We start from the raw sequence: 13,081 nt of genomic DNA, 5'->3' as shown, positions 1-13,081 counted from the left end.
CGGCCCCGACCGTAAGGTCGGAGCCGCTTCCAGTTGCGCGGAGGATGGGGGATTTGAACCCCCGAGGGCGTTAACCCAACACGCGTTCCAGGCGTGCGCCATAGGCCGCTAGGCGAATCCTCCAGGCTGCCGTGGCGAACACGGCAGGTTCAAGAGTACCTGACACTTGGCCCAAACAACGAATCGGCCAAAACCCCGGGCCTGCGCACACCCGGGCATCGGATCCTGCCGCGCACGAAACATGCCAGGCGCCGCCGTCGGGCGCGCTCTCTGGCACCGGGGCAAGTGCACACCGGAGGCGCCTGGTTGATGGATTGTGCCGCCCGCCCCCGGATTCAGGCCGACGGCCCGGCCGTCAGGAAGTTGTGGACGTCGAAGTACGAGACCTCCGGCTCGACGATGCCGAGTTCGGCGGTGATGGGCCCCAGCTGGTCCTGGTAGAACGCGTCCGCCACTTCCCGCGACTCCCAGACGTCCGTGATGCGGACCCCGCCGTCGGTGGCTGCGACCCAGTGGAACAGCCCGCCGGGCGAACCCGCACCCTCCGCGGCGAACTGCGCACGCTTGAGGACCTCGTCGTACTGGTCCAGCGTGCCGCCGGCAAAATCCATAACTACTGCAATGGCCATGGTGACCTCCCATAGAGGCGGCAGGCGAAGATTTCGGTGCCAATCCAACGCTAGACCCGGCCAAAAACACGGTCAATAGAGCATCGGGACGGGCGCAATGGGGCATGGCACCCCGTTTTTGGGCATGAAATTTTGGGCATGAAATAAGGGTGGCCGGACCCCGTTCAAGCCCAACCACCCTTATTTCATTTCGGTCCTCTGGAAGGCAGACCGTTCCTACACCCGATGTCCGCGCGAGGCGGCCATCGACCGTTAGAACCCCAAGCCGTGCTCCCGCGGGCCGGGGTCCTGCCACGACTTTACAACATTGTCACAGCCACATGACAGCCGTGTGGCGGAAATGTCGCCGCCGTGTCGCGGCCCGGTGGCAAAGATCCCTGGGACTCTGCTGAACTACGGGCTATTTGAGTGGCCGGTTCGGGCTTTTTGGCGCTTGAGCCGGCCACGTGGCCGTTGTCGGCGGGTGTCCGGCGGTCTGGTTTTCACGTGTTTGGGGGCGTTGGCGGGGCCGTTGAAGTCGGGCGGGGCCATGGTGGCGGGTGCTTGACGGGTCAGGGTCTTCCCCTGACAGGGTTAGGCGATGGTCCAGGCCCCGTTTTCGTTGGTGAGCCCCAGTTTCAGGAGTCGTTTGAGGTTCAGTCCCGCAACACGGAACCGGATCCAGGCATGGTTTTTCTGGGTGCCGCGGTATCGCAGGCGCCGGTTGTTGTTGGCGACGAGCCAGGCTATGGATCGTTCGATCAGGGGCCGGTATTGCCGGTAGTCCTGCTGGAAGCCTGGTTCCCGGGCCGCGGCCCGGCGGGCCCGTTGCCGGCCGTGGTGTTCGGTGGTGACAAGTTTGCGGCCCTTCTTGGCCTTCGTGCACTGCGGACGCAGCGGGCAGCCGTTGCATTCAGAACCGAAGTTCACGTTGCCTTTGGGGCTGATCTTGCGGACCAAACCGTTCGGGCACGTCAGGGTCCCCTTCTCGGGGTCGTAAGCGAAATCATCAAGGATGTATCCGCCCGCAACGGCGGGGCGCAGAGGCATGGGTTTCACCAGCGCCTGGTGCCCGGCCTCTTCCAGGTGTTCGAGCATGGCGCCGGAACCATGCGCCCAGTCCCCGAGCACCTGATACCCGGCGCCTTCATCCATGGACGGGTCGGCGGCCAGCAATTCCTGGCCGGCATCCCCGTCGCTGGAACCGTCCCCGGCGGCTTTCGTGACCGCGGCGTTGGTGATCAGCCCGGTTTCGGGTTCCCCCGCAATGTGGGCCTTGTATCCATCGCGCAGGACCGACCGGGACTTGTGCGCGTGCCGCGCTTCCGGGTCGACGATGGAAATGATCCGGTCCTTGGCCACCCTCCTGGCGATCCGCCAGCGCCCGTCCGTGCCGTCCGAGCCTTCGGCCGGTTCCACGTCCTGCCCGGCAACGAGCGCCAGCAACGCATACGTCTCCGCGGCCGGGCCCTCCAGCCCTTCCGGGTCCACGGCGCCCAACAATGCCAGCGCGTCCGTCACCAGTACGGAAATCAGGGCGTTCTTCGCTTCCCTGCCGTCCCAGGCAATATCGGGCTTCCCGACCCTGGTGTAGTCATACCCGGGAGCGTGGACCGCGAGCAGGCTCTTGCCATCCGGGATATCCCGGCCGAAACGGCGGATCACGGCAATCAACTGCGTAATCGTGTCCTGCCGCGCCACCGCATCATCCAGGACCGTGGAATCCACGGCCCGACGGTGCCGACCATTCAACACACCGGTCCCCGTGATGACCTCAAAGACGGCTCCGGTGATCCGGTGCGGACGCCCGCTCGCGGCCAACCGTTTGCGCCAATACGTCAACGTCGACGGGTGAAACGCGGCCTCGTTGAGCCCGTACCCGCACGCAGCCTTCCACCGCAGATCAAAGGTCAGCGCCTCGGCCGTTCCCCGGTCCGAGAGCCCCTCCAACGCCTGATGAACCAGCACCGAACCGATCACGGGCGCCGGGATCGACGGCCGGCCCCTCGATGACGTGAAAAGGTCCTCCATCATCGAATCCGGGAACAACCGGTTCCGGTGTTCAGCCAAAAACGCGGAGGCACTGCCCGGGCCAACGGCTCCCCGGCCAGTGCCTCCACAGCCAAAAATCCGCGCTGGGCGTCCTCAATTCCTTGCATCCCACCAGTCTTAACGACCAGCCCCGCAAGTCCAGCAGGCGCGCCTTGAACCACCCCCAATCTGTTCAGCAGTTTCCTAGGAGGCGCCGGCCCGCATGGCGAGAATGGCTGTGACAAAGCCCGCCAGCATGAAAGTGGCCGTCAGGATCCACAGGATCAGCTGCTGGCCACCGTGGCGGTGGGCCCGCTGGGCATTGACGGTGGAGAAAACCTCAATGCGCGACAACGTCAGGAAGAGGGTGAGAAAGCCAGCCACCCAGAAGATCCACTCGAAAACCCCATACACCCTCATCAGTCCAGTCCTTCCACTCAACGGCGCGGGGGCCAGAGCGTCTGGCGTGGGCCCGCAGCCCCTGTAGAAACCGCTCTATAGCGCCGAACGTACCACCGGAGGCAGGCACTTGGAAGAGTTCGACGGCGCCGCTGTCCGGCACCCCCGCGATGGCCCGGCGGAGCCCGCCGCCGGACCCGGTTCGGGGCACGGCCGAGAATCGGGTAAGCTGTTTTCCGGCCCCTCATGTGGCGTCATCCTGTGAACTCCCCCAGGACCGGAAGGTAGCAAGGGTAAGCGGGCTCTGGCGGGTGCATGAGGGGTCTTTTATTTTTTCCAGGCCCGCTGGACTGACCACCAGGCCGGCCCCAGCGCAGACCTGCAGAATGTCCTACGCACCAGATAGGGTTAAATCTGTGACAGCACCTACAGCTCTTTACCGCCGCTACCGCCCCGATTCCTTCGCGGACGTCATCGGCCAGGAGCACGTCACCGAGCCGCTGATGGCCGCGCTGGAAAAGAACCGCGTCAACCACGCCTACCTGTTCTCAGGTCCGCGCGGCTGCGGCAAGACCACCTCCGCCCGCATCCTGGCCCGCTGTCTGAACTGCGCGCAGGGCCCCACCGCCATCCCGTGCGGCGTCTGCGACAGCTGCGTTGAGCTGGCCCGCGGCGGCTCCGGCTCGCTCGATGTCATCGAGATCGACGCCGCCAGCCACGGTGGTGTGGACGATGCCCGCGATCTGCGCGAGCGCGCCACCTTTGCCCCGGTCCGCGACCGCTACAAGATCTTCATCATTGACGAGGCCCACATGGTCACGTCGGCTGGCTTCAATGCGCTGCTGAAGATCGTCGAAGAGCCGCCGGAACACATCAAGTTCATCTTTGCCACCACCGAGCCGGACAAGGTCATTGGCACCATCCGCTCCCGCACGCACCACTACCCCTTCCGGCTGGTGCCGCCGGAGCCGCTGATGGCGTACCTGGGACAGCTGTGCGAGGCCGAAAACGTACCCGTGGCCCCCGGTGTGCTGTCACTGGTGATCCGCGCCGGCGGCGGTTCCGTGCGCGATTCCCTTTCCGTGCTGGACCAGCTGATGGCCGGTGCCGGAGCGGCCGGGCTGGACTACGAGCTCGCCGTGTCCCTGCTGGGCTACACCCACGCCTCGCTGCTGGACGACGTCGTTGAGGCCCTGGCCGCGTCCGACGCCGGCACGGTCTTCAAATCCGTGGACCGCGTGGTCCAGACCGGGCACGATCCCCGCCGTTTTGTCGAGGATCTGCTGGAGCGTTTCCGCGACCTCATCATCGTCCAGGCCATGCCGGAGAGTGCCCATGCCATTTTGCGCGGCATGCCGGAGGACCAGATTGCCCGCCTGCAGACGCAGGCCACCCAGCTGGGTGCCGCGGAGCTCTCGCGCGCCGCGGATGTCACCAATGCGGCCCTGAACGAGATGACGGGCGCCACCTCCCCGCGCCTGCACCTTGAATTGCTGGGCGCCCGGCTCCTGCTGCCCGGCGCGGACCACAGCGCCCGCGGCGTGGCCGCGCGGCTGGACCAGGTGGAGCGCCGGCTTAACTACGGCGGCGCCCCGGCGGGTGCCGTTGCGGGCGGCCCGGCCGATGCCTTCGCCGCCGGACCCGCCGCGACAGGCACGACGCCGGAGCCCGGCTTTACCGGGGCCGACCCCTTTGGCGCTCCCTCCGGAGCCCCCTCCGGCACTCACTCCGGTGGAGGCCTCGCCGCCGTCCGCGCGCAGTTGGCCAAGGGCAGGGAAGCAGCCGGTCCCGCCGATGCAGCCCCTGCACCCGTCCAGGACACCACGGCCGCCGCGGTGGAGGACAAGGCCGCAGCGTCCGCCGGCCGGACGTCCACTCCCCCGGCGCCACCCGCCCACGAACAGCCTGCGGCCGCGGAGCAGCCGGCAGGGCAGCACCCGCAGGAGGGTACCCCCCAGCAGGCGGACGCCCGGGCGGATGCCCCCGAGCTCGATTCCTGGGGCCTGCCCGTTGCCGCACCGCAGCAGAAGGGCACACCCGCACAGCAGGCGTCTCCGGCACCGCAGCAGCCCGCACAGGCCGACGCGGCACCGCCGGAGCGGCGGCCCGCTACGGTCGAGAAGGCGCCGCAGCGGCCCGCGACGGCCGACGCGGCACTGCCGGACCGCCAGCCCGCCGGCACCCCGTTGGTGCCCTCTGTTGATGGACGTGTCGATGGACGTGTCGATGGACCGTCCGCAGCCACGGCGCCGGTACAGCCGTCCGGGGAACCCCTGTCCACCGGTGCAGACCGGGCGGACGCTGCCGCCGCACCTGCTACCGGGAAGCCCGACCAGGGCGGGACTCCCCGGGGTGCTGCACCCGGCGCCGGCGCACCGGTTCCCTCTGTTCCGCATGGAGGGACGGCCGAGTCAGCTGCCGTCGGCGCTCCGCGTGGCGGCCAGGGCATCGAGATGATCCGCCGTGCCTGGCCCGAGATCCTGGCCGCTGTCAGCCAGCTGCGGCGCGGCACCTGGGCCATGCTGTCCCAGCACGTCTCCCCCGCCTCATACGACGGCCAGACGCTGGTTTTACGCTTCAGCACCCAGGGCATCATCGATTCCTTCGGCGCCGGTGGCCATGTGCAGGTTCTGGCCCAGGGCATCAACTCGGTCCTCGGCATCACCTGCGCTTTGGTTCCGGTGGTTGGCGACGGTCCGGCCCCCGGCGGGGGCGCTGAGCCCAGCCCAAAAGCACCGGCTAATCCCGCCCGCCCTGCCACAGGTGGCTCCGGCCCTGCAGGCATGAAGGCTGCCGCCCCAGCGGCGCCCCGCACCACCCAGGCGCAGCCGGCGGCACAGGCACAGGCACCGACAGGGGCACAGGCAGTTTCAGGGGCACGCCACGGCGGCCCGGCAACGGGACCGGCGCCGACGGAGACTCAGGCACATCCGGGCGCTCATCACGCCGGACTGGCGCCGGTCTCGGTGCCGCCGGTGGATCCATCGTCCGCGCCCGCCGTCCACGGGCCGGCACAACGCGCCGGTGGCGGCGGCATCGCCGCCCCCATGCCCGCTGCCCCGGCGCCCGGCGCTGCCGCGCCCTCTGCCCCGACGCCCGGGGGCACCGCCATGCCCTCCGCCGCTGCGCCCCGGACACAGCCCCAGTCGTCCCCCGCGGCGTCCACGGGCAGCGCCCTGGGAGCGGGCACGGTGCGCGCCGGAACCCCGACGGCGGCCGCCCTCCGCCCGGAAGCGGTGAACGCTGCTCCGCACGGCTCGGCACAGGCACCGGCACCCTCGGCGCAGGCCAGCCCGGCGGAAGGCAGCCCGGCACAGGCCAGCCCGGCGGAAGGCAGCCCGGCACAGGCCAGCCCGGCGGAAGGCAGCCCGGCGCAGGCACGTGCCGCAGCGCCTGCCGTCGTTCCTGCCGCCGCTGCCGCGCTCAAGCGCGCCGCCGGCCCAGCACGCTCGGCCCAGTCCGCGGCGCAATCCACTGCGCCGGCCCGTTCGTCCGTCGAAGAGGACCGCTCCGCCGGAAAAACCTCCCGGGTCACCGGCTGGGATGCCGTGCCGGAGCCGCCAGCCGACCTTGACGAACCGCCGTTCCCGGACGAGCCCCCCTATCCCGACGAGCCGCCCTACCCGGACGAGCCCCCGATGCCCGAATGGGACGCACCGCGCGGCCCGCAACAGGGATCGGCGCGCGGCCAGCAGGACCGTGGCGCCGTCCGGCAGCCGCCGGCAGCCGCCCAGATTCCTGCCGCACCAGCTGCCCGGAACCCATCATCGACCCAGCCCCCGTCCGCCCGGCAGACGCCGGTCGTCCCGACAGCGACCGTCCCGGCACCGGTTCCGGCCGCGGAACAGGCATCAACCCCGGCCGCCGGACCGGCCAAGCCGCTTTCCGCCAGGCAGGCGGGCTTTGCCGCGGCCGCCGCCCACGGTGCTGCCGGCGCGCCCGGCGCTTCCATGGTGCAGGACGTTCCCGTCGCTCCGCTGCCGCGCATCGCCGAGCCCGCGTGGGGCAACGCCGCCAACGCACCGGACTGGGCCAAGCCCGCGGTGCCGTCGTCGCCGTCGTCGCCCCAGACCGCGCCGGCGGCCAAGGCCGTCGAGGCAACGGACGAGCCCGCACCTGCCCCGCGCAAGGGAAAGATGAGCCTCTACGAACGGCTCAGCAACAGTCCCGAGGCCCAGGCCGCCCGCGCCGTCCCCGTCGAGGCGGCAGTAAACTTGCCGTATGTGGAGGACGTCCCCAGCGCCGACGACGTCACCATCGAGGAGTCGGGCGTGATCGGCCGGGCCGCGGTGGAACGGATCCTCGGCGGGAAGCTGATCGAGGAGCGTCCGCTCAACGGCCAGTAGCCCCACACACTGTGCAGCCGCCGGCCCCGCGGCATTGAACACGGGGCCATCGAAGCACTGCGGCATGACCACAACAGATGAAGAGGCAAGGGTGTACGAGGGAGCAGTTCAGGAGCTCATTGACGAGCTGGGGCGCCTGCCGGGGATCGGCCCGAAATCCGCCCAACGACTGGCATTCCACATCCTCGAAGCGGACATGGAGGACATGAAGCGGCTGGTGTCGGCCATTGTCACGGTGAAGGAACGGGTGAAGTTCTGCACCATCTGCGGCAACGTTTCCGAGCAGGAACATTGCAACATCTGCCGTGATCCGCGCCGCGACCCCACCGTCATCTGCGTGGTGGAGGAGTCCAAGGACGTGATCGCGGTGGAGCGCACGCGCTCGTTCAAGGGCCGATACCACGTGCTGGGCGGGGCCATCAATCCGATCGCCGGCATCGGCCCGGACCAGCTGCGCATCCGCGAACTCCTGACCCGGCTCAACGACAGCCAGATCCAGGAAATCATCATCGCCACGGACCCCAACCTGGAGGGCGAGGCCACGGCGACGTACCTGGCCCGCATGCTCAAGACCATCGGCATCGCCGTGACCCGGCTGGCATCGGGACTGCCCGTGGGCGGCGACCTCGAATACGCCGACGAGGTCACCCTCGGCCGGGCCTTCGAAGGCCGCCGCAACGCCCTGACGTAGCAGACGCGGGACGCGGTTTCGGTGGTTGAGCTTGGGCCCACGCCCGCAGGGTCCCCTGGCCGAGCGCAGCGAGGTTAGGGAGCGGGTGGGGAGCGAAACCACCGGCGGTACCGGGGACCCGCCCTACGCCACGCGGGTGCCCTTGGAGAGTTTCCGCGCCGGCGTGCGCAGGGACTGCCGGCCCAGCCACATCAGGCCGCCGGCCACCAGCACCTGCAGGCCCAACCCCAGCGGCCACAGCGGCACTGTCTGCGCCAGGTAGTCCGGATGCACCTTGCCATTGGCGCAGGTGGTGGTGGCCTCGGGTCCGGCAATGGCGTAGCGCGCACCCTGGCTGATGCCTTCAAGGAAGCCCATGCCGCCCAACGGGGTGTTGGGCTGGTTGCGGTCCGGGTAGGGGATGGCGTCGGCCACCACCACATACGGGTTCATCGCCAGCAGCCACGCCACGGTGTCGGTGCGCACCACGGGGACTTCCCGCAGCGGCCCGGAGCAGGTGTAGTTCCCGGCCTCGGGCGTGTACTCCTCCGAGTACGAGTACTGCGGTGTGTTGGCCGTCACCGTGCCCCGGGCCAGCCAGGTCCCCAGTCCGAAGGCGATCAGCGTCCCCACCACCAACGCCGCGACGGCCAGGTAGGTGACCACGATGGAAAACAGCGGCCGGTTGGCCAGGGCGGAAATGCCCACGCCGATGCCGCAGACCACGGCCAGTTCCAGGGCCAGCATGCCCAGCGCCACGAGGATGTGCGCGGCGGTCATCTTGCCCAACAGCACGCCGATGAGCAGGAACGGGGTGCTGGTGGCCAGGAACGCCAGCGACACCACCCAGGACGCCAGGAACTTTCCCCAGAGCAATTGCCCGGGGGTGAGCAGTGTGACCTGCAGGATGGCCAGCGTGCCGGCGGACCTGTCCCCGTTGACGGCGTTGGCGGAAAAGGCCGGCGCCACCAGCAGCCCGAAGAGCAGCACAAAGGCCAGCACGATCTCAAAGATCAGCGAGCCGGGGCCGTCGTCGCGCACCACCTTGTCGCCATAGGAGCGGTCGTACGGCCGGGAGGCGCTCCATCCCGCCCAGGACAGGAGGGTCACGGCCGCTGTCACCAGCAGCCAGATGCCCAGCATGATGTACCAGCCGCGCGAGCGCAGCCGCTGCGCCAATTCGAGCCGGAGCACGACGCCGATCGGGCGGAGGTAGTTGTCCGCGGGCAGCCCGCGCGCGGGGTCCGTGGCGCCGGACGGGCCGGGGACTTCATGGATCGTGGTCATCGCTGCTCCGCTTCCAGGCTCAGGTAGGTTGCCTCCAGCGCACCGCTGGCAGGAGCAAAGCTGGTGACCTCCACGCCGGCGCCGACCAAATCCCGCAGCAACCGTGCGGCGTCGGCCTCGGTGCCCAGCATCAAGGTGACGGCGGCCCGGCGGCTTGGCTCGATCCGGAAGACCAGCCCGAGCCCGGCCAGCGCCACGGCCAGCCCCTCCGGGTCGACGGCGGAGATGGCGTAGCGCCGGCCCTGCGCGGCGGCGGTGTGCACGGTCTGCGCCAGCACCGACCGGCCCTGGTTGACGAAGACGGCGCCATCGACAATCTCGTCCAGCTCGGCCAGCACGTGGGAGGAGACCACCACGGCCTTGCCCTCCGCGGCCAGCGTGCGCAGGATGTGGCGCAGCTGGATGCGCGACCCGGGGTCCAGTCCGGAGGCCGGCTCATCGAGCAGCAGGACCTCGGGGTTGTGGACCAGCGCCCGGGCCAAGGAGAGCCGCTGCTGCTGCCCGCGGGAGAGCACCCTGGCCGGCTGGTTGGCGAACGCCTCAAGGTTCACCAGCGCCAGCAGCTCGGAGACCCGGGCGGCCAGGGCCGCGGCGGGCATCCGGTACAGCCTGCCCATGATGGTGAGGATTTCGCGGACCGTGAGGGATTCCCACACACCCAGCGTGTCCGGCATCCAGCCGATGCGCATCCGTGCCGCCGCCGGGTGGGCGGCAGGGTCGATGCCCATGATGCGGACGGTGCCGGTGTCCGGGGCCAGCAGCGAGGCCATGATCAGCAGCAGTGTGGTCTTGCCCGCCCCGTTGGGGCCGATCAATGCCGTCACGGCACCGGCCGGCGCGCTGAAATCCATATGGTCAATCGCCTGGACATCGCCAAATCTGCGCGATATCCCGGTGGCGACCAAGGCGCCTCCTGCGGCGGGCTCCACACCTTGTTCCGGCGTCGTTGACATCTTTCTTCCCTTCCCCCAATGGGCGCACGATGGCGCCCTTACGGTCATCCTAGGTGCGTGCCACGGGCCAATCCAGCACGGCACGGCACCACTTTGGACGCCCGCGTCCGTCATGTGGACACCCAAATTGAGTGCACGCGACCCACCGGGGATAAACTGACCCCACCTGCCCGCGCGCCGACGTTGACGCCTGGCCCCATCGGCCCCAGGACGATTCACCACCGGTTCTGGCGCCCGGGCAGCTGTTGAACCGCCCGAAGCCGTCCAGAAACAAAAGCACTAGTCTGCGTTAGGTTAGCCAATGAGTGTGCACGCATGAGCCTGATCGTTCAAAAATATGGCGGGTCCTCCGTGGCCGACGCCGCCGGCATTAAGCGGGTTGCGCAGCGCGTCGTCGCCACGCAGGCGGCCGGCAATGAAGTCGTCGTCGTCGTGTCCGCCATGGGCGACACCACCGACGAGCTCCTGGACCTTGCCGCCGAGGTGGCCGAGGCGCCGCCCGCCCGCGAGCTGGACATGCTGATGACCGCCGGCGAGCGCATTTCCATGGCGCTGCTGGCGATGGCCATCAATTCCCAGGGTGCCGTGGCGCAGTCCTTCACCGGCAGCCAGGCCGGCATGATCACCGACGGCATCCACGGCAAGGCGCGCATCATCGATGTCGACCCGTACCGTGTGCGCACGGCGCTGGACAAGGGCAACATCGCCATCGTTGCCGGTTTCCAGGGCATGAGCCGCGCCACGCACGAGATCACCACCATGGGCCGCGGCGGCTCCGACACCACCGCCGTCGCCCTGGCCGCTGCCTTGGACGCGGATGTGTGCGAGATCTACACCGACGTCGACGGCGTCTACACCGCGGATCCGCGGGTGGTGCCCAGCGCGCAGAAGATCAACAAGATTTCCAGCGAGGAAATGCTGGAGATGGCCGCCTCGGGCGCCAAGATCCTGCACCTGCGCTGCGTGGAATACGCGCGCCGCTTCGGGATGCCCATCCACGTGCGGTCCTCGTTCACCGACAATGAAGGGACCTGGGTCCTGCCCAGCCCGGACGACAAAATCAAGTTCTCAGAGGGAGTTGCTTTGGAGCAGCCAATCATCTCCGGCGTGGCGCACGACCGGTCCGAAGGCAAGGTCACTGTTGTAGGCGTTCCGGACATTCCGGGCAAGGCGGCGGAAATCTTCGGCATCATCGCCGGCGCCCACTCCAACATCGACATGATTGTCCAGAACATCTCCACCCACGGCTCGGGGCGGACGGACATCTCCTTCACCCTGCCGATGGTGGAAGGCGCCGAGGCCCTGGCCGCGCTGCGTTCGGCCCAGGACACCGTGGGCTTCGAGGACCTGATCTACGACGACCAGATCGGCAAGCTGTCCCTGATCGGTGCAGGCATGCGCTCCAACCCGGGCGTCTCCTACCGCTTCTTCAAGGCGCTCTCCGACGCCGGGGTCAACATCGACCTCATCTCCACCTCGGAGATCCGCATCTCCGTGGTGACCCGCGCCGACCTGCTGGACGCCGCCGTGCGTGCCGTGCACCAGGCGTTTGAGCTCGACGGCGATGACGAGGCCACCGTGTACGGCGGCACCGGGCGCTGACGCCGCCCTAAAAGTTAAAAGCCGGGGGCCGGCCGACGCAGTGCGTCGGCCGGCCCCCGGCTTTTAATGCAGCGGGTGGGGTCAGTTGCCCGTGCCATCCTTGCGGACCGCGTAGTGCTCGCCGTTGGAACCAATTTCAGTCTCGAACTGGGCCAGATCCTCTTCGGAGGCCTTCTCGAAATCGTCGTGCTTGTGGTTCACGGGAATGTCACTGTCCGCCCTGTCGGCCTGGCCGAAAACATGCGAGAACTTGCCGGTGGCCTTCATGAACTTCTCAACGAACGGTTCATCGTGCGACATCTTCAACACCTCCCTCCTGCGGCAGCGGATGGCTGCCCGATTACGCTCATTTTACGCCGCGGGCAGCCAAAGGGAATGGCTCAGCGCAGCGAGCGGTCCTCGGGGTTCTTGGGCACCAGATAGGTGCTGCCGTCCGGGCGGATGACGGTTTCCCACTGCTGGGCCGCGGACTCCTGCTGGGCCAGCAGGCGCTTGTTTTCCTCGGTCATCTCGTGGTCCAGGGAGCTGGAGAAGGCAGGGCCAAAAATGGTTCGGAGCTTGTTGGTGGTCCGCATGAATTTCTGCACAAATGGTTCGCCGGACATAGGGTCCTCACTCTTTCCAAGGGGCGGCGCCCGCGCGCCAGGTCTCCACTACAGGGTACACTCATTGTTAGTGCACTAACTAATCTGGGTGCGCTCCCAACGAAAGGTCCGGTCCCCCATGGACAGCAACATGGACGATCTGCTGCTCGAGCGCCAGCTGTGCTTTGCCCTCAGCGTGGCCTCGCGCGCCGTGGTGGGCGCCTACAGGCCGGTGCTGTCCGCCCTGGGCCTGACCCATCCGCAGTACCTGGTGATGCTGGCGCTGTGGGAGCAGAGCCCGCGCACGGTCAAGGACATCAGCGCGGCCCTGATGCTGGAACCGGCCACTCTCTCCCCCCTGCTGAAACGGCTGGAGGCCGCGGGCATGCTGGTCCGGCGCCGGTCCGTGGCGGACGAGCGGGCCCTGGACGTGGACCTGACGGACCATGGCCGGGCCCTGTACCGCCAGGCCCTGGCCGTCCCCGGCACCATGATGGAACGCCTGGGCCTCAACCGGGCCCAAGCGCAGGCCCTGCACGGGTCCATGATGGAGCTGATCGCCAGCGCCGCGAACGCACCGGACGCCGCTGGACGATAATGG

The 13,081-nt window shown here is 68.6% G+C and carries 10 protein-coding genes, 1 tRNA gene, 1 other RNA gene and 1 pseudogene; 5 read left to right on the top strand and 8 right to left on the bottom strand.

Annotation, left to right across the window (positions count from 1 at the left end):
* Positions 1–38: 38 nt before the first annotated feature.
* From ACQCSX_RS15830 to ACQCSX_RS15815, 4 genes and pseudogenes are all read right to left on the bottom strand, one after another.
* Positions 39–123, bottom strand: a tRNA-Ser gene (locus ACQCSX_RS15830).
* 212 nt (positions 124–335) lie between these two features.
* A complete protein-coding gene (locus tag ACQCSX_RS15825; protein ID WP_427016224.1) occupies positions 336–629 on the bottom strand; it encodes a hypothetical protein in 294 nt (97 codons plus the stop codon).
* Between the two features lie 573 nt (positions 630–1,202).
* A pseudogene (locus tag ACQCSX_RS15820) lies at positions 1,203–2,767 on the bottom strand (IS1182 family transposase).
* Positions 2,768–2,843: 76 nt separating this feature from the next.
* Entirely contained in the window at positions 2,844–3,059 is a 216-nt protein-coding gene (locus ACQCSX_RS15815) for a hypothetical protein (RefSeq protein ID WP_427016223.1), read from the bottom strand.
* A gap of 214 nt (positions 3,060–3,273) precedes the next feature.
* On the opposite strand from ACQCSX_RS15815, the gene ffs reads away from it, so the two are divergent.
* From ffs to recR, 3 genes are all read left to right on the top strand, one after another.
* An RNA gene (gene ffs, locus ACQCSX_RS15810) (signal recognition particle sRNA small type) lies at positions 3,274–3,369 on the top strand.
* Between the two features lie 85 nt (positions 3,370–3,454).
* Positions 3,455–7,384, top strand: coding sequence for a DNA polymerase III subunit gamma and tau (locus tag ACQCSX_RS15805; protein WP_427016222.1), 3,930 nt, complete (start codon positions 3,455–3,457; stop codon positions 7,382–7,384).
* A 91-nt stretch (positions 7,385–7,475) separates the two neighbouring features.
* Positions 7,476–8,075 (top strand): recombination mediator RecR, encoded by a 600-nt coding sequence (gene recR / locus ACQCSX_RS15800; RefSeq protein WP_427019070.1) that lies wholly within the window; start codon positions 7,476–7,478, stop codon positions 8,073–8,075.
* A 123-nt stretch (positions 8,076–8,198) separates the two neighbouring features.
* On the opposite strand, the gene ACQCSX_RS15795 is transcribed toward recR, so the two are convergent.
* Both ACQCSX_RS15795 and ACQCSX_RS15790 read right to left on the bottom strand, forming a co-directional pair.
* On the bottom strand, positions 8,199–9,341 hold the full coding sequence (locus ACQCSX_RS15795; protein ID WP_427016221.1) for an ABC transporter permease: 1,143 nt from the start codon (positions 9,339–9,341) through the stop codon (positions 8,199–8,201).
* Complete coding sequence (locus ACQCSX_RS15790; protein ID WP_427016220.1) at positions 9,338–10,294, bottom strand: ABC transporter ATP-binding protein; 957 nt, start codon at positions 10,292–10,294, stop codon at positions 9,338–9,340. The genes ACQCSX_RS15795 and ACQCSX_RS15790 overlap by 4 nt, the downstream gene beginning before the upstream one ends.
* 315 nt (positions 10,295–10,609) lie before the next feature.
* Between ACQCSX_RS15790 and ACQCSX_RS15785 the strand changes: the two genes are divergently transcribed.
* Complete coding sequence (locus tag ACQCSX_RS15785; RefSeq protein WP_427016219.1) at positions 10,610–11,896, top strand: aspartate kinase; 1,287 nt, start codon at positions 10,610–10,612, stop codon at positions 11,894–11,896.
* Between the two features lie 81 nt (positions 11,897–11,977).
* Here the strand turns inward: ACQCSX_RS15785 and ACQCSX_RS15780 are convergent, their stop codons facing one another.
* Entirely contained in the window at positions 11,978–12,196 is a 219-nt protein-coding gene (locus ACQCSX_RS15780) for a hypothetical protein (protein WP_427016218.1), read from the bottom strand.
* An 80-nt stretch (positions 12,197–12,276) separates the two neighbouring features.
* Positions 12,277–12,501, bottom strand: a complete 225-nt coding sequence (locus tag ACQCSX_RS15775; protein ID WP_427016217.1) for a hypothetical protein — start codon at positions 12,499–12,501, stop codon at positions 12,277–12,279.
* Positions 12,502–12,619: 118 nt separating this feature from the next.
* Between ACQCSX_RS15775 and ACQCSX_RS15770 the strand changes: the two genes are divergently transcribed.
* Positions 12,620–13,078 (top strand): MarR family winged helix-turn-helix transcriptional regulator, encoded by a 459-nt coding sequence (locus ACQCSX_RS15770; protein WP_427016216.1) that lies wholly within the window; start codon positions 12,620–12,622, stop codon positions 13,076–13,078.
* Positions 13,079–13,081: the final 3 nt, after the last annotated feature.

The organism is Pseudarthrobacter sp. P1 (genome assembly GCF_050156935.1).
Classification (GTDB): domain Bacteria; phylum Actinomycetota; class Actinomycetes; order Actinomycetales; family Micrococcaceae; genus Specibacter.
Note: the sequence above shows the minus strand (reverse complement) of the source record. Positions and strands in the feature narration are given on the sequence as shown.